The sequence below is a fragment of the Streptomyces sp. D2-8 genome (assembly GCF_023184515.1).
Taxonomy (GTDB): Bacteria; Actinomycetota; Actinomycetes; order Streptomycetales; family Streptomycetaceae; genus Streptomyces.
Genome location: NZ_JAAHBP010000042.1, coordinates 1 through 19,638 on the forward strand (window position 1 = coordinate 1; position 19,638 = coordinate 19,638).

Here is a 19,638-nt window from a genome sequence, read left to right on the forward strand (position 1 = left end):
TCCTCGGCATGCCTACCGACGAGGCATCCGTCAACATCACCCGCAGCCGTCTCGGACGCCTCCTCCGGCAAGGCTTCCTCACCCAGCCCGGACGAGGCCGCTACCAGAAACGGACTTAACGTCCACTGAACGGTGAGCGGAAGTACGTCAGGCGCAGGACCCAACCGGGACCGTCGCATCCGGTGACACAGAGTTGATAGCGCGCCATGCGTCCGCTCACGGTGGAAGGGACGCTGTAGGAGGTGGCAAGCGACGGCCCCCAGCCGGGGAGGAGGTCGCCGTGGTCCCAATCACTGACCTGCCCGCGCTGCTCAAGCCCGCGGCGGACCTCATCGAAGCACTCTGCGCTCCAGGACCGTCCATCCCAAGCGCCCTTCAGCACCTGGATCTCGAAGTGGTAGTCGTCGATCTCCGCGATCAGCCCGACAGGCTTGCCGTCGAGAAGCCCAAAGTGCAGACGGACACCTTGCACCTCGGGGACGTACAGCGCGCCCAGGTGCAGCCGCCCAGGTGCAGGGTCCTCCACCCGCGCGATGTCCCGAGGAGCGTCAGGCGGCCTGTTGGGGTTGGCCTTTACCCACTCCCGCATGCGCTGCATGGCGTCCTGCCCTGGTTGACCAGGCGCGTTGTAGCCGTACCCGCCGTCTTCCGGTACGGCTGGGTTGTCCGCTGCCTCCTCGCGGACAACCATTCCCCGCAGGACGTGCTCGCCTTCGAAGGCGTCGATGCCCACCTGCGCTTGCGCTTCGTCCTCGGAGGCGTCGATGCCCATCTGGGCCCGCAGCTCATCCAGCTCGGCCTCGTGGGCCTCCATCTGCTGGTCGGCCACCTCCAGGTCCGCGTCGTACTCCCACAGAGGCCGCAGCTCGTCCACGACCGAGCGGGTGTCCGCCGCAGTAGTGGACGACTCCTCGACCCGGTCATCTGTCGTGTCGGAGGTCTCCAGCGACGCGGCCCGTACGCTCTCCAGGGCAAACTCGTGCCGCGCGGCGGTCACCTCCGCCGTGACGTTCAGCTCTTCCGCTGCCTCACGTGTCTGACGCGCTCGCTTCAGCTTCTTCTTCGCTGACACGACCTTCTGCTTGGTCTCCTCAAGCTCCCGCTGCACGAGATCCAGGGATGCGGCCTGTGCAGTAGCGCGATCCCTCTCACGCTCCAGTGCCTCACAACGACTCTGCAAGGACGTCACCAACTGCAGCAGCATGTAGACGAGCTGGGTCGTACCCATCAGCGTCTTCTGCGCCTCGATGGTCGCCTTACGGGCCTGATCCAGGCGTAACTGCAGCTCCCCTTCGGTGCCCATGGGGACGCTGCCGTTGCGGGCCTCACGAGCCACCGCTGCCGCTTCGGCTGCCTTCTGCAAGCGAAGCCCCAGCTTCAACTGCGCCTGTTGGGCCTGCGGTTTCACAAGCGCCCGCACCAAGTCGCTCACAAACCAGCTCGGTAAAACCTTGGCACCCTTGCGGAACTGACCCCACTGGGTGCGCCCGTACTTGAAGCGCTCCTCAAGCTCGCGCAGAGTGAGAGCCTTCGTCACCGCACAGACCCACCTCGCCAGCTCCGCTGCCTCCGGTGTGTCCCCCGCCAGCGGCCCTGCCTGCCTCCCCGGCCTCGTGTTCTGTGTCATCCAGGGACCCCCCTCGCTCCCACACTGTCCGTACTTGTCCCCGCCTTTTCCCCCTCTGACCTGCCGCAAGCGGATTCGGCCAGACGGACAATCAGATCACCAACGCACCATGGCGGCCACCGCTTCGCACAGATGTCATCCCGAACCGGGACGGCGACAGGACGAAGCGGGGCCTCCGCACCCGCGAGAGGCCAAGCAGGGCCTGCCCGCGGTTGATGTGAGAGTCGAGGCGGGCAGGCCCCCGAGCCCGAAGGCCTGGTTATGAACGTACCCATCGACGTCGGAGCGGGCTTGATCTTCCTCGTCTCGGCTGCCGTCGGATACGCCGTCTACCGGCACACCCGCGCCACCTCCACTACGAACCCGCCAACCGGCGACATAGGCGTTTCCTTCACGGCCGGCTCCGTCACCCTGGTGGCACTCGCCTTCCTGTTCGGGGTCTCCAACCCGCCCGCCGACCACGAACCCACACCGGTACCGGGCTACTCCCAGCCCGCCACGCCGCCGGCCCCAACCCCCACCGCGACGCCCGCGACCACGACAAGCACCCACTCGCCCGAGCCGCCGGCCACTCCGAGCACGTAGCACCTCCGCGTCGACGAGGGCCCGGACTACCAGCGCGGCCGCCAGGCGCGCCCCTACCTCGCCGACGTCGCCCGTGCCCTGCACGCCCGCGGCTGGACCACCACCGACACCCCGCCGGCCGTGGAGCACTCTCAGGGCGATGAGTGCTTTGCCGCGCTCGTCCTGGACGGCCCCGAAGCGCCGGCTGCGGCTCTGGTGTGGTCCGAGCGGCACGGCTGGCGCACCTCGACCTCGCGTCGCCATCCGCTCGGCCGGGGCGCAGCCTGGCCCCCGCCCGGCCCCGGGGTTCGCCACCTCGCCACCGGCACCACCCCCGACCCCGCCGACCTCGTAAACGCCCTCGGCAGCACCAGCTGACCGCCCCACTGCACGAGCCAGCGCGGGCCCCCAGGACGCCCCTGGGGGCCCGCGCTGTGGTCGGCTGAGGCAGCGGACGGTGTTATCTGGGGTGTCGAGCGGGCGACAGGCACATTGACCGAACTAACTCACGCGTTCTCGCAGGTCAGATGGGGTTTCTGCTAGCTTCCTGGCATGTCCGGTGAACAGCGTCCCGGCAGGGATTTGAAGAACTTTGTGCTGCCTGAGTCAGGCCAATTACTGGAGACGGGAGACCCCTGGGAGCCGTATCAGGTGCTGGACTCGTTCGGACGGCCGATCGAGCCTGTCGCCACGTACCTCAGAGACCTGATGGCAGCGGACAGTTCGCCGTTGACGCCACGCTCGTACGGGATGGATCTGCTGCGCTGGTGGCGCTACCTGTGGGCTTTCGGCATCGAGTGGGACCGCGCGGTTCGAGAGGATGCCCGGGACTTCATGCTGTGGATGAAGCTGGCGGACAAGCCGGTACGCGTCCACTGGCGTTACCGCGGCAAGGACCCTGCCGAGATACCTCCGGCCCGGCGTGACAGTCCGGCGCCGGGATCCCCGAACCCGGTGACGGGCAAGCCCACCCTCGGCAAGAAGTACGCGCCCACTACCCGGGCACACTGCGAGACGGTGCTCCGGACCTTCTACGACTTCCACCTGGAGCGCAACACCGGATCACTGCTGGTCAATCCCTTCCCCCTGGTCCGCAGCCGGCGCTCTGCGCGAGCCAACGCCCACCACAACCCCGAGAAGGAACACAACAAGCAGCGCACCGGCCTCTACCGGCCCAAGGTCCCCAAGCGGATCCCGCGCCGCATCCCCGACGAGAAGTACACCGAAGTCTTCGCGGGTCTCCGCTCGCACCGTGACCGTGCCCTCCTGGCCTTCTGGGTCGCCACCGGCGCCCGCGCCGAGGAACTGCTCACGGCCAAGCAGGGCGATGCGGTCGTCGGCCAGCAGACCATCGGCGTGATCCGCAAGGGCACGCGCGCCTACCAGGAACTGCCCGCCACCCCCGACGCGTTCGTCTGGCTGCGGCTCTACCAGGAAGAATCCTGGAACAAGGGCGTCCCCCGCCGCCGCGCGCAGCCGCTGTGGTGGACACTGCGCCGCCCCTGGCGGCCGTTGGAGTACGACGCCGCCCGCATGATGTTCAACCGCGCCAACGACCTCCTGGGCTCCAACTGGACCCTCCACGACCTACGGCACACGGCGACGTTCTTGATGCTCGAAGACCCGAACATGCCGCCCGTCTACGTCCAGCACATCCTCGGCCATAAGCATCTGTCCACCCTGGACATCTACAACCGTCCCACCAGGGACGACGTCATCTCAGCAGGGCTCGCACACCACGCCCGCCAGGAGCACAAGCGCAACAACCCGCCTCCGGCCCCACCCGCGCCGGCCTACAACCGGGACTCCCTCGACGTCCTCTTCGGCGGGAGCCCCGGGTGACAACTACCACCGTCCCGCTCGTCACCCCGCCGGCCCTGACCGCGAAGAGCCTGGCCGGCAGCGAGATCGATGCCCAGCTGCAGAGGTTTCCGCCACGTAGCCCGGGAACCGACTGGCCCACTACCCGGATCTCCCGCGAGGAGGTCCTCCACAGGTTGGAGCGGCCGCCGTTCAAGAACGGCAAGGACTCCACCCACCAGATGCGGATGGTCGGTGCGCGCCTGCTGCTGCGATGGCTGGAGACCTTCGAGGGGAAGACCTGGCAGCAACGCTGGAACGCCAGCCCGGGCTCCGCCACCTCGGTCGGCTGGACCGAGGCCCCGCTTGCCTGGGGGATCGTTCACGGCAGGAGGCCGCAGAAGGCAGGGCTCGGGTCCGGGCTGCTGGCCCTGGTCTGCGCTGATGTCATCCGTCCCAGCATGCCGTGGCTCGCCAGCAGCCTGTCCCCTCACCTGCGCGAAGCCATCGAAGCCGCCCGCGATCCCAGGGGATTTACCGAACTTCGTGACGCACGCATGCCCGGACAGCCGGACCCGCGGCGCACATCGAAGGCGCTCAAGGCCGTGGCCCGCATCCTCGCGGCGAAGGGCGGCAGCATCGACGACATCGTGGTCGGCGATGTCCTCGAACTGCTGTTGGCGGCCACGGGGACCTCCACGAGCCACACGCGACTCGCCTACGCCCTGCTTCAGAGCCGCGGCCTGTTTCTGTCAATCCCCCCGATCTGTGGAGACCTTCCTATGCAGCCAGTTCCTCGGTGAGGCTGGCCTGGTAGCTGTGTTCGTAGTCGATCGGGCTCTTGAAGCCGCACACGCTGTGTAGCCGACGGCTGTTGTAGAAGTCGGTGATCCAGGTGGCGATCCGGATCCGGGCCTCGGTGCGTGTGGCGAAGGTGTGCCGGTGGACGTACTCGACCTTGAGAACGCTGTTGAACGCCTCGCTGACGGCATTGTCGAAGCACGAGCCGACCCGGCCCATGGACTGGAAGACGCCCAGCCGGCGACAGGCCCGGCGGAACCTCCGTGAGCCGTACTCGCTGCCGCGGTCCGTGTGGAAAATGACACCGCGCACGTCGCCGCCGCGGGTCGCCGCGGCCATGTGCAGGGCGGCAACGACCAGTTCGGCATCGTGGCGAGCGCCCGTCGCATATCCGAGCAGGCGGCGGGAGAACAGGTCGATGACCGTGGCCAGGTACAGCTTGCCCTCGCCGGTCTCGATCTCCGTCATGTCCCCGCACCAGACCAGGTCGGGTGCCTCGGCGGTGAAGTCGCGGCGCACGAAGTCCGGGGCGGCCGGCCGTTTCCCCGGCCGGGTCAGCCCCCGCCGTCTACGCACCTTCCGTGCGACCAGGCCGAGCTCGGCCATGATCTTCGCGATGGTGTTCACCGAGACCCGCCAGCCCTGCCTCACCAGCCTGATCCAGATCTTCGGTGAGCCGTAGGTGCCGCCGGAGGTGTCGAACTCCTCCTTCACCGCTTCGATCAGGTGCTGTCTGCGCAGCTCACGGCGGGTGGGCTGGCGGGTGCGGTGTTTGTAGAACCACGACTCGCTCACGCCCAGGGCGCGGCAGGAGACGCGGTGCGAAATGCCGTGCTCGGTCCTGAAGTCGCTGATCACCCCGACGACAGACGCCGGGTCCGCCACGGCTACTTCACCCACAGGACCATGCAGCGTTTGAGGACATCACGCTCCATGACCAATTCCTTGTTGTCCCGCTTGAGCTGGGCGTTCTCCCGCCGCAACCGCTCCAGCTCGTCGCTCCCGCCGACCGGTGCGGTCCCTGCCCGGCGGGCGCGGGAGACCCAGCTCGCCAGGGTGGTCTCGTTGATTCCCAGGTCCTCGGCGACCTCGGCGATCGTCTTGCCGGTCTCCGTGACGATCCGTACGGCCCCCTCACGGAACTCCGGATCGAACTTCCGTCGCTTCTCCGCCATGACTCCCAACTTCCCCTGCAGTCACGGTCTTCACGCTACGAGGGGAGGGACAGGGTGCTGCACGGGTAGCAGGCCGGCCCCAAGCGGTGCAGCACGACCAGCTGCTGCACGCTGCTCGGGCCGCGCTGCTACCCAGCCGACGTCTGCTGCTCCAGGGCCAGACAGCAGGACCGCGGGCCCGTCCCGGCTGCTGCACGACAGCGCAGATCTGCCATGTCCGGCAGGAGATCCATGCACGGCTGTTGCATACAGAGTTCGCGCTCCGAGGAGCCGCCGGTTGTTCTGCTCCTCCAGAACAAGCCGGTTCACCTGGTGCTACCGGCCGCCCGCTGCTCGCGGCGGGCGAGGGCGGCTGGCGTTTGTTCTGCTCTCCCAAAACAAGCCGGTTTACGTAGTGCTGCCGGCTTGATCGCGGACGGGCATGAAGGAGGCGCCGCACCCTGAGGTGCAGCGCCTGCGTGTATTCGCGGGGCCAGGAGGCCGCTGGAAGGCCGGCCGTTCAGGGCCCTCGGTGGGGTGTTCAGCCAGTGGCGGCGAGACTGGCCACCTGGGCGGCGAACCGGGCCCGTCGCTGCTCGGTGAAGCCCTCGGGGTCGGCGGCCATGATCTCGGGCACCACCATGACGGGGGAGGAGACGCGCCGGTCAGCAGCGGGTGGAGCTGGTAGCGGCCGTCCTCGAGGCCCCAGGCGAGTCCGCACTCGCGCAGCTTGAAGCCGCGGTTCACGGTCGGCTTGCTCGCGCCCAGCTCGCGTGCCATCTCATTCTGGCTGATCTCGGCGGTGCCGGTCTCCGGGTCGCTGAGGTACAGCAGCTGGTCCAGGACGCGGCGGCCGGCGGTGGAGACGTAGACCAGGGCCAGGAGGCGCAGGATGTCACGAGTGATCGTGACGGGTGCCTCGGTGGGAGGGCTGGGGACGTAAGAGCTACTCACGGAGCCTTACCACTTCCGATCCGGTTTACAGCGCGCCGTGCAGGTGACCGGTGTACCGCTGGGAGGCAGATCCCGAGCACGGCGGGTGCAGGGTGACGTAGCCGTGCGGGCTCGGCGCGCGGCCCCTGAGTAGCTTGCAGATACGGGCCTGGGCGACCAGGTCCTCCTCCTCCGCCTGTCCCCCAGCGGTCCAGGAGTTCGGCGTAGGCCCTTGGCCGGAACAGGGTGCCGTTGGTGAAGGTCATCAGCTCGAGCGGCCGGGTGGTGCCACCGTCAACCGCTACCGGCGCGGCTTTATCGCTCGCCGCTGAAGCGGCGTCATCCTCGCGCGACGGCCGTACCGGGCTTCAGTGGTCGTGTCCATACCGGCAGGCCGCGGAGCCCGCGTTTGTGGAAGGAGGGCCACCAGGCCAGGTCCTCGAGGGGTACGGCAAGTTCTAGGGCGGGGAAATACTCTAAGAGGGAGTTGATAGCGATCTCTGCCTCCAGGCGTGCAAGTGGTGCGCCGAGGCAGTAGTGAATGCCGTGGCCGAATGCCAGGTGGGTGGAGGGGCGGCCTGGGGTGAAGGAATCGGGTGAGGGAAACTCGCGGTCGTCCCTATTCGCGGAGGCGATGGAGATCCACACGCGGCCGCCGGCCGGGATGACGATGTCATCGATGGTGATGTCCTCCAGGGCGAACCTGCGTACCCCCAGGGGGAAGGGTGGATTCCAGCGCAGGGTTTCCTCGATCACAGCTTGGACCGGCAGTGTGTGTTGCCGGACTTGGTGCATGACTTGCGGGTGCAGGAGCAGGCCAAGGACCGCGTTGCCGATGAGGTGGACCGCGTTGTCGTATCCGGCGAACAGGGTGAGGAACGCGAGGGAGAGAAGTTCTTGTTCACTGAGGCTGCCGTGGTCGTCGCGGGCGTGGACGAGAGCTGACAGCAGATCGTCGGATGCCTGGCTGCGCTTGGCCTGAATGACACCGGTCAGGAACTGGTGCATCTGACGCATCGCTTTGCGCGAGTCTCTTGCTGAGCCGGCTGTAGGGGAGAGCAGGGTGTCGGTCCAGGTTCTGAAGTCGTGGCGGTCGTCCTCAGGAATGCCGAGCAACTCGCAGATGACGCCCATAGGGAGCGGGGTGGCCAGGACGTCCATGAGGTCCATGTGCGTATCGGCCCGCGTGGTGAGGAGGGCGTCGGTCATGCCTTGGATCCGGGAGCGGAGAGCTGCGATGCGTCGCGGTGTGAAGGATCCGGCGATGAGGCGGCGTAGACGGGTGTGGTCGGGTGGGTCCATGTTGAGCAGGTGGGCATCGAGCTCGGGTGGCATGGACGACTGATAGTTACCGCTGGTCTTCGCGTTCGCCTTGTCCAGCGACAGGCGACCGTCCGCCAGCGAGGCGCGGGCCTCGCGGTAGCGGGTGATCACCCAAAGTGGCTCACCTTCTGGAGTCGTGGTGCGGTGCACCGCGGCGCTTTCGCGCAGGCGGGCATAGGCGGCGGTGGGGCCTTCTATGAGTTTGTGGTCGAAAAGTGTCATGGCTCAGTTCGCTTCGCTGCGGCAGGTGGTGTGAGACGGGCGAGGGCAGCCGGGACGAGGGGGGAAGCGCGGAAGGCATCGGCAACGTGGGCCAGACGGACAGCTTCCTTGCCCAGGTCGCCGTCAGCAGATTCCGGTTCGTACTCGGTTTGCCGCGGTGCTTCCTGGCCGGCGGAATGTGCTCGAAGGGCAGCCGCGATCTGAACGGCATCCTCCAAGGCGTCTGCCCGGACGCCGGTGATGTGGTGCTCAGCGCACAGGGTGCGGGCCAGGTCTCTGGTTGCGGCCCTGAAGTGAGGGCGAAGCCTCATTTCACCGTCGAGGATCTCGATCACCTGGCGTCCCTGGTAGAACGCCAGTTCACGGGCCAGCTCGAGGCGTGATGCCGGCGTGGGGACGAGAACGACTTCGGGAAAGGTCTGGGTGATGGCCTGCCAGAGGGGGTAGCGGCGCCAGAAGGCACGGTAGTCGGCCATCCAAGACGTAGTGGCGCTGAGGCGGACACCCCAGACCGGCATGGTGAAGCCGATGGCAAAGAGCGCGGCGGCCGCGCTGGCGAACATCGGGGCGACGACAGAGTTGACGGTGTTGAGGGGTGAGACGCCAACCATGTCCCAGACGAGAGTGATGACCTTGGGCAGGCAGTAGCCGAGCCCAGCAACGGCGCCGGCGGTGACGATGCGGAGGCCTCGTCGCAACCAGGGTTTGTCAACGATTGCTGAGTAGCGCCAGCACATGCGGATCAGGCTGAGCATGCTCACGGTGAACAGGCATTGGTAGATCAGCAAGAACGCGGAGATGTAAGGATCGTCGGAGTAGTGGACGTCGAAGTCTGTGGGGTGCTCTGCGTCGTCGACCGACCCGAGGAAGAAGAACACGGTCATCGCCACGACGGTGACGATGGCGTAGCCGACGATAAGTCGATGCCGAAGCCGGACCTTGGACTGCGCGGATGACCAGCTAACGAGGAGGGCCAGGAACGATGTGAGGCAGATGGCCACCGAGGTGTAAATGATGAGGGTGGCAATGTTGGGCCTGCCGAGCAGGGCATCGATGCGTACATAGACAGGGGGCATAGCAAAGAAGAAGGGGGCCGCGAACGTGCTGATCGCTAAACAGAGCAGCTGCAGCTCCGTGTTCTTCCAATCTCGTGCGAGATCTTTAAGCTTGACGGCGAAGGCGCTCCATGTGATGAGCGACAGGGCCCCGTAGACGATGATGAACAGCATCGACTAGGCCTCGTGGGCGGAGCTTCGCTCCAGCGAGCGCTCCAGGTGGCTGATTAGGGTCGCAACATGGGGAGGAGCTGTTGCCGACGGGGATGACGTGCTCTCAGCCATGAGCGGGATTAGGGAGGCGACGAGTTCAGCGGCCTTCTCCTCGTTGCGATCGTAGCGGGTCCGGCCGAGTACGACACGGACGACCGAAGGGTCGATGTTCGGCAGAAGGAGGCGTGAGACTTCTCTCTCCTCGGCAGGTGTCGCCCTGTGGTCACACAGCATGTGGCCGATCTCGTGAAGGACGATGTGCCCTTGGTGGGCCTTCCTGGTGTTCGCCTGGTAGATGACGTAGTCCACCTCGGGTGTGGCCACCCACAGGCCGCAGGGGCCCCGGTCAGCGGGGAGCGGCATGGGAACAAGGGAGATGGGCCGGCCGCGACGCTCTTCCACCTGGTCGACGAGATCATTTATGTTGAACGGCTTTGGGAGGTCGAGTTGTCCGACGATGTCCCTGCAATGGCGGCGTAAAGCGCTGTCGTTCATCCTCGCTCTTTCCGGAAAATCATTGGCCCACTGCCATTGCAGAAAGATCACGTTGCGGTTGCCCCCCTTGCACCGCGCGGCGGCTCGGGCCGACGACAGTGGAAGCCCAGATAAGCCACAAGATCCTACTTCACGGCCTTCACCATCGTGGCGAGAAGTGGCCACGCGGCGGTCGCCCTGCCAGCAGGTCGCTGCCTCTCCTCTTCTTCTCACATCCGCTGCCGGTTGCTTGCCTGACGCAGGTGTTCAATCACGGGCACGAGCGCCTGGAGAGCTTCATCGTCCAGATCCGCCACAGCCCGCAGGGCGATCTGACGAGGGCCCACATCCTCAGCCTTGAGCGCCTCCACAAGGTCGAGATCCACGCTGACCTGGCGGGCGACCCCATCGTTGGTGAAGTAGGCAATCGGTACCCCGAAGAAGGACGCCAAGGCTTCGAAGTGCTCATAGCTTGTGGAGTCCCACATGCCCTTGCGTAGACGCTCCACCTGACTCTCATTGATGTTCCCGCCGCGCTCGACGAGAGCTTCCGCGACTTCGCGGGAGCTGTAGGCGCCTCGGCCCTTGGGGTGGATCGTCTCGAATAGTCGATTGAGTCTGGCCGCGAGGCTCAGAGCGGCCGATGACGGAAGGGCCGGCCGCTCTGTGCCCCCCTCAGACTGCTGCGCCACCGGGTCCTCCTCTTCCAGGAAGTAGCCGAGCTTCACGCCAAAGACGTTCGCCAAAGCGCGCAGACTGTCGACCCCAGGGTTCCGCACCACTCCGTCCCGGATGTTGGCGACCGTTTGGTGGCTGACAGTAGGGGCTCCCGGATGCGCCTTGGCGTGCTCCCGGCTGCTCCTGGCGATCTCACGTTCGCTCAGCGGCCCACCCCCGGCCGCGTGCCCGGCCCGGATCAACGCGTCCAGCCGCTCAGCGATCAGCCCTCGTCCTCCTGGCGTGCTCTCACCCATGTATCAGACTCACTACTCCTTAGCCGAGGCGCCATCAAATTCGTTTGACATTCCATCAACTCTAGCGACACGCCCGCCTAGCCAGCTTGACAGTGGCTGTGTGTCGCCGACTAGGGTCACTCCGTGCCTAACGAACTAGTCACCTGGGCTCGTTAGGCCCTCGCAGGCATTCGATAGTAGGCGGGACGCGTCTGGCCAAGGGCAACGGACTGTCAAAGCAGCAGACCGGCCCGAGGCCTGCCACCCCTACGGACGGGCTCCTGCGCAACCTCGGCTCGAGGGAGGCTGACCACCTTTCTTCGAGATCGCCCGTATTGACCGGCACGTGCCCGGGGCGAGGTACTTCGGTGCACGCATGACCGGGAGTGCAGTGAGAAGGGGGAAAATGAGAAGGAAGCAGCTGCGGCGAGGAACCCACAACGTGCGCGGCTACCCCAAGACAGAGCGTCAGCCGGGGAGGCCTCACACACAGCTGCTCCGGCTGCCACAGCGGCGGCCGCGAACTGCAGCAACACCGCTCCCTGCAGTGTCGGAGATAGACAGCCCTGTTCTGCGACCAGGTGCGGCAACTGGGGGGACGGGCATGTCAGCGGGAGGCTTCCTGTGACGTACCCGGACACTGCACTAAGGTCGTCGCACTCGATCCGGCAGCCTCTCCAAGATCCCGGACACGATGACAAGGCAATGCATCCCCAGAACAGGCCAGCCTGGAACACGGCGCATGCCGGTCAACGAGGGGCACAAGCACGAAGTGAGCTTCGCTCTGGAGCAGAGCGAGTGCTTCTCACCAGGTTCAAACACCCCCACGCCCGCCACTCTTCTCAGACCGTCGGTGCCCACAGGAGGACCTGTTGATCACGCCGCAGCTGCACACCGATGACTTCACTCAGGCCGACGTCGATGAGTTCCACCACCTGATGTCGGCGCTGCTCACTACCTGCCGCAGCATCGCCGACGAACACGCCCCAGACGGCTCCTGGGCGCCGGCCAACCCCGACTTGTTCGATCAGTTCGGTGAGTCCATGCAACTGATCGCCACTCTCTCTCGGAGGCTCAACAGCACCCGCAGGGGGATCCGCAGGATCGGCAACCGGGCTAGGCAGCGGTTGTACGAACGAAGCGCCGCGTAGGCCATCGACCCACGGCCAACCGGCCGCCGAAAACGCAGACCCACGGCGGCACAAGAGCCACGGTGCGCCGGAGCGACATGTGAGGGTTTCGGGCAACTGGCCCCAGCTCACCAGATTCGCGCAGCACCGGGAAAGAGTCGCTTGAGTCGCTAGCCCGACGGGCAGCGACTCAATGGGCAGCGACTAAGGAGAACAGTCGCTGCCACGCGAGGGGGAAACACGCCAGGTCAGCCGAGGGGTGCCAAGTTCGCAGCGACCGAAGCGACTGAGGTTCGGCATATATGAGTCTCGTAGGTGGTGTGCGTGTGCGTGATATATCGAGAGCTTCAGTCGCTTCAGTCGCTGTTCTGGGTACAGGGCCCTCTCTGAGCTGGACTTTTTGATGTGGCTGATGAGCAGCGACTCAACGTGCCAGAGTCGCTGTACCCATCGTTCGGTCGCTGGCAGGACACCTGCCGCAGGCGCCACAAGCACAGGGCTAGGGACGTTCCGCATGTGCTCCACGCCCTCACCAGCAGGGTTCGCTAGTCTGTGTCCATCATTGAGTCGCTTCGGTCGCTGATTGGGGGTGCGCATGCCTACTGAGCTGCGCTTTTCTAGCAGCGAACCAGAACTTCCCCCCCTCCTTCCTTCAGTCGCTGCCCCCAGCCTCCTCGCAGCGCAGTGGTGCGCCCGCCGAGGCTGGCCAGTCCACCCTCTCTCCCCAGGCCACAAGTCACCGGCCGGAAACTGCAGCGACTGCCGCGAGAACGCCCACGCCCCAAGCGACTGTGCCTGCTTGCCAGCCGGCCGCTGGTGCCACAGCTTCTACGCAGCAACGCTCAACCAGCGCCGCATCCAGCAGTGGTGGGATCACAACCCCGAATTCGGCATCGGCGTCTCCTGCGGCCCAGCCGGGCTCGTCGTCATCGACATCGACGCCCACGAGGCCGAGCCCCCCGCCCGCAACCGCATCCTGCCCGGCATTCCGATCGGCGACCAAGTCGACCTCACTGGGCTGGCCACGGGCTTCCACACCCTGGCAGTCCTCGCTGCCCTCCGCGGACAGAACAGCCCCGCCGAAGACACCACGACCCTGCGCGTGCGCACCCCCTCCGGCGGACTCCACGTCTGGTACCGGACCACCGGCAACCGCCAATGGCTCTCCTCCGTCGGTTCAACTCCGGGACGTGCACTCGCCTGGCAGGTCGACATCCGTGCCCACGGCAGCTACATCGTCGCCCCCGGCACCACCACCCAGCACGGCACCTACACACCCATCGGCGACACCCGCGAGCCCGCAGCTCTGCCTCTGTGGCTCGCTCAGGAACTCGACCGCACCGGGCACTTGCCCGCACCCAGCGTTCCCGCTCCCAGGCCCGTCCCACCACGCGCCCAGCAGGCGGTTCTTACCGCAGGCGGCGGCCGCCAGGACGCCGGACCCACCCTGGCCACAATCCTCGCGCCCATCGCCGCATGCGGCCAAGTCACCGAAGGCGCAGGATTCTCCGACGCCCTCAACCGCGCCGCCTACACCCTTGGAGGCCTCATCGCGGCCGGCCGTCTCAGCGAAGAAGCAGAGCAAGCCCTCAAGGACACCGCGGCCACAGCCCGCCCAGGCCAGGAACTGCGAATTCAGCAGATCATCCGCAGTGGCCTCACCGCCGGCAAGCAACGACCGCTGCATGCCAGCGGGAGGCGCCCGTGACGTCGCCCCGCAACGAGACCCTCTTCGAGTTCGACCCCGAAGCCGTCGCCGCCCAGATCCGCCACCAGGCCGCCACCGTACCGGTCCCGGCCCAGACCGCTACGGAGCGGTCTCTCGGCGGCGAAGCGACCGCCAACGGCCTATTGCCGGACACCCTCACCGACCGCGGCAACGCCAAACTCTTCGTCAAGCTCTACGCCTCCGACTACCGGCACGTCTCCAGGATCGGCTGGTTCCGGTGGGACACCACCCGCTGGCAAATGGACGAAGACGACACCATCCTTTGGGCCGCCGGCGACCTCGCCGAGAACATCGCCACCCACGATCCGCGTGGTCGCTTCACCACCACAGCCCTGGACAAGCACCGCCGCAGGGCCCTATCGACCACCGGCATCAACGCCATGCTCGCCCAAGCCAAATCAGCGCCCGGCATGTCCCTCAACCCCGACCGCCTGGACGCCGACCCCTACGCCCTGTGCACCCCCCGCGGAGTCGTCGACCTACGCACCGGCCTGCTCTCGGCACCCGACCCGAGCAAGGACTTCCACTCCCGCTCCACCACCGTCGGCCCCCAGGCCATGCCCACCCCCCGCTGGCTGCGCTTTCTGTTCGACACCTTCGGCGATGACGCCGAAGGCCAGGAAATGATCGACTACCTGCACCTCCTGCTCGGATACTCGATCACCGGCGACGTCGGCGCCCAGATCCTCCCCTTCCTCTACGGCAAGGGGAAAAACGGCAAAAGCGTCCTTCTCGACGTCACGATGAAGCTCCTCGGCGACTATGCCGACGCAGCCCCGCCTGGCTTCCTGATGGCCAAACCATTCGAAGGCCACCCCACCGACCTTGCCGAACTTCACGGCCGCCGCATCTACGTATGCTCCGAGATCAAGCCTGGCGACAAGTTCGATGAAGCCCGAGTCAAACTGCTCACCGGCGGCGACCGCATCAAGGCTCGCCGCATGCGCCAGGACCCCTTCAGTTTCGAACCCACCCACAAACTCTGGCTGCTGGGCAACACCCGCCCCGAAGTCGGCACCGGAGGCTTCGCCTTCTGGCGCCGCATGCGGCTGCTCCCCTTCGAGCGGATCGTTCCCGACGACCGCAAGATCGATAACCTGGCCGACATCCTCGTCACCGAAGAAGGCCCCGGCATCCTCAGCTGGCTCATCGACGGCGCCCGCCGCTACCTCGCCGGCGCCCCCGACATGGCTGGACCGGAACGAGTACGCATCGCCACCACCGCCTACGCCGAAACCGAAGACCACACCGGGCGCTTCTACGAAGAATGCTGCCGCCTCGGCCCAGACCTCCGGGCAGAGCAGACAGCGCTCTACGCGGCCTACAAAGCCTGGTGCAACAATGAAGGCGCCCTGGTCATGTCCTCGCGCGCGTTCGCTTCCCGCACGCGGGAACTCGTCGGGCTCGCCTCGCCCAAGGAGATGATCCTGTCCAATCAGCGCAAGCACTACCCGGGCATCGGACTGCTCACCGACGACGGAAGGGACACCAGCGGATGAGTTCCCTGATCAGCGCGGACGAGATCAGCCACGAAACCGAGATCGTGTGGCTGGAGGACCTCCACCAGCTCGACTACGTCCGCCAGAGCCTGGACCGGCTCCCTACCCGTAAAGGCAAGCCCGCCTACCACCGCGACGGCCGCATGGTTGGCTACGCGATTCTTGGGCCCAACGCCAAGGCGTCCCACGCCTCTGGAACCTTCCGCCGCCGTGTCTTCTGGCTCTTGCCCCACGACCGCGACAGCCAGCCCGACGGCCTCTACGCCAAGAGCGCCCCGGCCGAAGGAGTCGACCCTCGAACCCTTGAACCCCGAATCAAGGGCTCCAAGACCGAGCGCTCAGAAGGCGGCCCACCCTCCACGGCCATGCAGCAGCTGGGTATAACGCTGCCCCTTTGACAGACCCTCAGGCCGGGCCGCTGGGCAGCAGCGGATCGTCCGCGTTGACCGTTTGCACGGATTTGTTGCCGGACCACGCCTCCAGCGAAGTGTGGGACTAGCTGGATCAGCTGCCTGACGGCATGTGTCACAACGCAATCGCACGATAGGCCAAGGCCCGATCGACCACCTCATCGGCCGAAAGCTCTTGCTCTCGAGGCCAGAAGATCAGATCGCTGACGTGGCCAGCTGGACAGACCAGGGCTTTGGCGAGGCTATCCAGCCACCCGTCCGCCTCGTCCTCGGATGCATAATCCGCATCCATGATCCGCTGCACGAGCGCAACCGCTTCAGTCCGGCTCATCTCCACGGCACCCATCACACCCTCGCCACGCGCCAGCCTAACGAGCAGCATGATCGGCCGGACAAGTCCTCGGCGGCAAAGCGCTCGCTGATCATCCTACGGTGTGACTGGATGGGCGGTCATCGTCTCCGGTGTCCCACCGATCAACATCGTGCGCCCGCAGGACAGATGAGTTTCACATCGCCGAAGCACCACGGCTTCCTGTGGCCTGGCGGGTCTGAACAATGCACTGTTCAGCGATCCGCGTCCCGCCTCGGCCGTACCCGCAGCCGGCGAACAGCGACATGGGCCGGCACCAACGGATTGGTCACCTCCACTCCACCGTGCTTGTGCAGCAGCCGGCAGACCGTCAGAGGTCGCTTTCGCGAACCTCGGTCCGGCTTGCCCTCCCGTTCGCAGGAGTGTCGTACGAGTGCCGCATGCTGGCCGCCGGCGGCGTCACGAGCGGCTGGTGCTGGTGCGACGCCGGCGGTGAGGCCAATACGGGTGCGAGACGTTGCGGGCGGTGACGGCGGGCCATGCGCAGGATGATCGCGGCGTAGAGCAGGACGGCTGCCATGTCCGCGAGCGCGAGTTGCCAGGGTGCGTCGGCTGCGGTGTCGTCGGAGGACAGGCCGCCGACGACGGCGGCGGAGACGCCGAAGGCCAACAGGTTGTTCAGGATGTGCAGGGCGATGGTGACCTCCAGGCCGCCCGTGCGAATGGTCAGCCATCCCGCCACCAGGCCGAAGAACAGCAGGTCGACGAAGCCCCATGTTGTGCCCCAACCGTGCGCGGTTGCGAACAGCGCGGCCTGGGGAAGCACGGCCAACCACGGCGAGCGCAAGAAGGCGCCGACGGCCTGAGTCAGCCAGCCGCGAAAGACGTACTCCTCGGCTGCGGCCTGCATCGGAACGAAGACGGTCAAGACGGCCAGCGAGATGATGAAGGACCGCATGCCCACCCAAGCGGCCGGATCTCCCGAAGCGGCACCGCCGTCCGGCAGAAGGACGGTGGTGAGCGCCAGCAGGGTCACCGGGAGGAGCGCGGCCAACAGGCACCGGGCCAGCCAGCGGAACCGCAGCCGCCCCGTGACCGAGGACAGGGCGCCGGCCGGACGCCGCTCTGTCCATCGCACCGCGAGCATGATGAGGGGCAGGGCGATGGCGATGTACGTCAGGTCCAGAACCGTGTTGCGCAGCGGCCCTAAGTCCACTCCGCCATCGGGCAATTCAGGGTATCCGGCGGCCGTCCCCAGGGCGTAGGAGAAGGCATAGAGCAAGAGGATGGCCACAAGCCAGCTCGGTAGAAACAGCGTTGTGCCCAGTAGCGGCCTCCACCAGCGGTGCCGACCGGTACGGCGGGCCATGCGGTGATAGGGGAAGCCGGCGAGGTCACGGGATCCAGTTGTCATGATCGACAGCATTCCAACCGCAAAGCGCCGTGGCGTCCGCCCGTAGCAGGAGTGGCCGCTCAGCCCAGGGGTGGAAAATCCCGTCTCTTTCAAGACATCGGTGCAGAGACCGCCCCGGCCTGTGCTTGAGGGAAGGAGGGACCACGGTCGTCACTGGTGTGACGTTTTCGAGGCCCTCGACGCTGTGCTTAAGGAGCAAATGCCCGTGTTCCTGCGGAGTTGAGCAGATCCTGAGGTATCGGGGGAGCGGTAGTAGCCAGTCCGGTTTGATCTTTCAGGCGTCCAGCTCGTGGCCAATAGTCCGTATTTGGCTGCCGGTTTTGGGAGGTGCTTCCAATATGCCTGTTCCGGGGCGAGGAAAGCTTCAGGGCATATGCGTCTCACCATCTGGAACTGGTGAGCGGAAGAGAGCTAGGTTCTGTGGCGCCCCCGGCACCGAGACCCGGGGGTGCGGGCACCACCCTTCCCGACGCACACGGTTTCCAGGCCATCAGTGCGCCGGGAGGCAGCGCCCGCACCGTCATACCCGAAGGACCACGATAGTGAATCGTCGGCATATCCGCATGAGTGCGGTCACTGCTCTTGCCGCCCTCACTCTGGGTGTCGCTGGTACCACGGCGGCGCAGGCTCACGAGCAGCGCGAGATGGCCGCTGCCGCCTCCGTCGCCCCGGATGTCGAACCGGAGTTCGAGTTCTCCTCCCACGAGGCGTTCGTCAGCTACCTCGACTCCGCCGAGGGCCAGCAGCTCCTGAGAGAGGAAGGCCTCAGCCAGGCCGAGATCACCGCCGTCTACGCCGGCGACGACGTCGCTGCCAAGGGCTGGCTGGACAAGCTCAAGAAGAAGGCCCTCAAGAAGGCCTTCAAGGCGCTGCCCGACTCCTGGCAGAAGAAGCTGACCGACTGGGCGAAGAAGGGCAAGGCCTACTTCAAGCAGAAGTGGAGCTCCCTGCCGGGCTGGGTGAAGAAGACGCTCACCCTGGGCGGCGCGATCTCCGCCAAGACAGCCATCGAGTGGATCATCGACATCATCCTGTGATGTACCGCGTCACCTGATGCAGCCTCTCCCCGGGGGCTGTAACACCCATGTGCGCCCCACGGTTGTTCCCCCGGCCGTGGGGCGCACATCCATGCCGACACCTACCACGCTGCGGAGGCATCCCATGATCGATTCCGGCAACTCCGAGACGGTTCGGGAGTTCAGCCCGGCTCAGTACATCGCCCCCTACCTTCTGCTCATCATCGGCAACGCCGGAGTGCAGAACGCGCCCGCGGACGATCGACCCGGGCTGTTCTGGGTGTTCACAGCGATTGCCGCACTCGGTGCTGTGTCCGCCGTCGTGCGCCTTCGCCGTATGTGGAACACCCACCAGCGCCGAACACTGCCCGCGTGGACACGATTTCTCGGCGCGCTCCTGGCCGTGTACGGGCTGTACGTCGTCTACCGAGTCATGAACGGCATGGCCGCATAAAGGCGCCGCCGCAGGAGCATGGCGTTGCTCCGGGCAGAACCGCATCCAGCTCCTTACCCACACGTCGCGGCAGTGGTTCACCCAACACCCAGCCACAGCGGCGTGTACCGCACCACCCGCACCACCGTGCCCGTACGCCGGGCGGCGCACAGGCGGCAGCCGAACGCCACCGGCCCGGCGACCGCGCCACCGATCCGCCACGCCGCCGCCGGCACCGCGTCCGGCCCGGCGGGCAGCTTGGCGTCTTCCTGTCTCCAGGACGGCAACGTTCGTGCGAGCACGTCCTCTTCGACACCGCACAGTTCCGCCAGGAGCTGCCGTCCCGGCGCGTTCAACAGCACCTCGGCATCGTCCCGCCCTCCCCCTTCGTGGCGGGGCTGGTAGTTACGCCACTGCCAGCACGACGGCGCTGTCACGTTCGTTGACTGGATGGGATGATCTTCTGGTTGATCGTGCTGGAGGGGGTTGTTCGTGGGGGCCGTGTCGCCGTCGTACAAGGGGCACCGGTACCCGGTCGAGGTGATCTCCCACTGCGTGTGGCTGTACTTCCGCTTCCC

The 19,638-nt window shown here is 66.4% G+C and carries 19 protein-coding genes and 2 pseudogenes; 11 read left to right on the forward strand and 10 right to left on the reverse strand.

Features of this window, described 5'->3' with window-relative positions; genetic code table 11:
• Window positions 1-115 precede the first annotated feature (115 nt).
• Window positions 116-1,537 carry a DUF3710 domain-containing protein gene (locus tag G3I77_RS41025; RefSeq protein ID WP_248512189.1) on the reverse strand — a complete coding sequence of 474 codons (1,422 nt, stop codon included), beginning with the start codon at window positions 1,535-1,537 and terminating at the stop codon, window positions 116-118.
• A 351-nt stretch (window positions 1,538-1,888) separates the two neighbouring features.
• On the opposite strand from G3I77_RS41025, the gene G3I77_RS39790 reads away from it, so the two are divergent.
• From G3I77_RS39790 to G3I77_RS39805, 4 genes and pseudogenes are all read left to right on the forward strand, one after another.
• On the forward strand, window positions 1,889-2,212 hold the full coding sequence (locus tag G3I77_RS39790) for a hypothetical protein (RefSeq protein WP_248512191.1): 324 nt from the start codon (window positions 1,889-1,891) through the stop codon (window positions 2,210-2,212).
• A 66-nt stretch (window positions 2,213-2,278) separates the two neighbouring features.
• Window positions 2,279-2,569, forward strand: a pseudogene (locus tag G3I77_RS39795) (hypothetical protein); the annotation flags it as partial.
• A gap of 351 nt (window positions 2,570-2,920) precedes the next feature.
• The gene (locus G3I77_RS39800) at window positions 2,921-4,033 is read left to right on the forward strand and encodes a site-specific integrase (RefSeq protein WP_248512193.1); all 1,113 of its coding nucleotides are present in this window, start codon (window positions 2,921-2,923) and stop codon (window positions 4,031-4,033) included.
• Between the two features lie 155 nt (window positions 4,034-4,188).
• On the forward strand, window positions 4,189-4,794 hold the full coding sequence (locus G3I77_RS39805; protein ID WP_248512195.1) for a hypothetical protein: 606 nt from the start codon (window positions 4,189-4,191) through the stop codon (window positions 4,792-4,794).
• Here G3I77_RS39805 and G3I77_RS39810 read toward each other — a convergent pair.
• From G3I77_RS39810 to G3I77_RS39835, 6 genes are all read right to left on the reverse strand, one after another.
• Window positions 4,772-5,692 carry an IS3 family transposase gene (locus tag G3I77_RS39810; protein ID WP_248512198.1) on the reverse strand — a complete coding sequence of 307 codons (921 nt, stop codon included), beginning with the start codon at window positions 5,690-5,692 and terminating at the stop codon, window positions 4,772-4,774. The genes G3I77_RS39805 and G3I77_RS39810 overlap by 23 nt on opposite strands.
• Window positions 5,680-5,967, reverse strand: a complete 288-nt coding sequence (locus tag G3I77_RS39815; protein ID WP_248512205.1) for a transposase — start codon at window positions 5,965-5,967, stop codon at window positions 5,680-5,682. The genes G3I77_RS39810 and G3I77_RS39815 overlap by 13 nt, the downstream gene beginning before the upstream one ends.
• Window positions 5,968-7,218: 1,251 nt before the next feature.
• Window positions 7,219-8,424, reverse strand: a complete 1,206-nt coding sequence (locus G3I77_RS39820) for a cytochrome P450 (RefSeq protein ID WP_248512207.1) — start codon at window positions 8,422-8,424, stop codon at window positions 7,219-7,221.
• Window positions 8,421-9,653 (reverse strand): MAB_1171c family putative transporter, encoded by a 1,233-nt coding sequence (locus tag G3I77_RS39825; RefSeq protein WP_248512208.1) that lies wholly within the window; start codon window positions 9,651-9,653, stop codon window positions 8,421-8,423. Before G3I77_RS39825 ends, G3I77_RS39820 begins: the two co-directional genes overlap by 4 nt.
• A gap of 3 nt (window positions 9,654-9,656) precedes the next feature.
• Complete coding sequence (locus G3I77_RS39830; RefSeq protein ID WP_248512210.1) at window positions 9,657-10,187, reverse strand: hypothetical protein; 531 nt, start codon at window positions 10,185-10,187, stop codon at window positions 9,657-9,659.
• 209 nt (window positions 10,188-10,396) lie between these two features.
• Window positions 10,397-11,140 (reverse strand): hypothetical protein, encoded by a 744-nt coding sequence (locus G3I77_RS39835; protein WP_248512212.1) that lies wholly within the window; start codon window positions 11,138-11,140, stop codon window positions 10,397-10,399.
• A gap of 851 nt (window positions 11,141-11,991) precedes the next feature.
• Here G3I77_RS39835 and G3I77_RS39840 point away from each other — a divergent pair.
• From G3I77_RS39840 to G3I77_RS39855, 4 genes are all read left to right on the forward strand, one after another.
• Window positions 11,992-12,270: a hypothetical protein gene (locus tag G3I77_RS39840; protein WP_248512215.1), complete on the forward strand. Its 279-nt coding sequence runs from the start codon at window positions 11,992-11,994 to the stop codon at window positions 12,268-12,270.
• 574 nt (window positions 12,271-12,844) lie between these two features.
• Window positions 12,845-13,957 (forward strand): bifunctional DNA primase/polymerase, encoded by a 1,113-nt coding sequence (locus G3I77_RS39845; RefSeq protein ID WP_248512216.1) that lies wholly within the window; start codon window positions 12,845-12,847, stop codon window positions 13,955-13,957.
• Window positions 13,954-15,477, forward strand: coding sequence for a phage/plasmid primase, P4 family (locus G3I77_RS39850; RefSeq protein ID WP_248512220.1), 1,524 nt, complete (start codon window positions 13,954-13,956; stop codon window positions 15,475-15,477). The genes G3I77_RS39845 and G3I77_RS39850 overlap by 4 nt, the downstream gene beginning before the upstream one ends.
• On the forward strand, window positions 15,474-15,875 hold the full coding sequence (locus tag G3I77_RS39855) for a DUF6009 family protein (protein ID WP_248512222.1): 402 nt from the start codon (window positions 15,474-15,476) through the stop codon (window positions 15,873-15,875). Before G3I77_RS39850 ends, G3I77_RS39855 begins: the two co-directional genes overlap by 4 nt.
• Before the next feature lie 127 nt (window positions 15,876-16,002).
• Here the strand turns inward: G3I77_RS39855 and G3I77_RS39860 are convergent, their stop codons facing one another.
• Both G3I77_RS39860 and G3I77_RS39865 read right to left on the reverse strand, forming a co-directional pair.
• Window positions 16,003-16,233 carry a bacteriocin immunity protein gene (locus G3I77_RS39860; RefSeq protein WP_248512231.1) on the reverse strand — a complete coding sequence of 77 codons (231 nt, stop codon included), beginning with the start codon at window positions 16,231-16,233 and terminating at the stop codon, window positions 16,003-16,005.
• A gap of 334 nt (window positions 16,234-16,567) precedes the next feature.
• The gene (locus G3I77_RS39865) at window positions 16,568-17,611 is read right to left on the reverse strand and encodes a CPBP family intramembrane glutamic endopeptidase (RefSeq protein ID WP_248512233.1); all 1,044 of its coding nucleotides are present in this window, start codon (window positions 17,609-17,611) and stop codon (window positions 16,568-16,570) included.
• Between the two features lie 563 nt (window positions 17,612-18,174).
• On the opposite strand from G3I77_RS39865, the gene G3I77_RS39870 reads away from it, so the two are divergent.
• The gene (locus G3I77_RS39870) at window positions 18,175-18,648 is read left to right on the forward strand and encodes a hypothetical protein (protein ID WP_248512236.1); all 474 of its coding nucleotides are present in this window, start codon (window positions 18,175-18,177) and stop codon (window positions 18,646-18,648) included.
• A 124-nt stretch (window positions 18,649-18,772) separates the two neighbouring features.
• Window positions 18,773-19,081 (forward strand): hypothetical protein, encoded by a 309-nt coding sequence (locus G3I77_RS39875; RefSeq protein ID WP_248512239.1) that lies wholly within the window; start codon window positions 18,773-18,775, stop codon window positions 19,079-19,081.
• A gap of 77 nt (window positions 19,082-19,158) precedes the next feature.
• Here G3I77_RS39875 and G3I77_RS39880 read toward each other — a convergent pair whose 3' ends face one another.
• Complete coding sequence (locus G3I77_RS39880; protein ID WP_248512241.1) at window positions 19,159-19,497, reverse strand: hypothetical protein; 339 nt, start codon at window positions 19,495-19,497, stop codon at window positions 19,159-19,161.
• 55 nt (window positions 19,498-19,552) lie between these two features.
• On the opposite strand from G3I77_RS39880, the pseudogene G3I77_RS39885 reads away from it, so the two are divergent.
• Window positions 19,553-19,638: pseudogene (locus G3I77_RS39885) on the forward strand (IS6 family transposase); the annotation flags it as partial.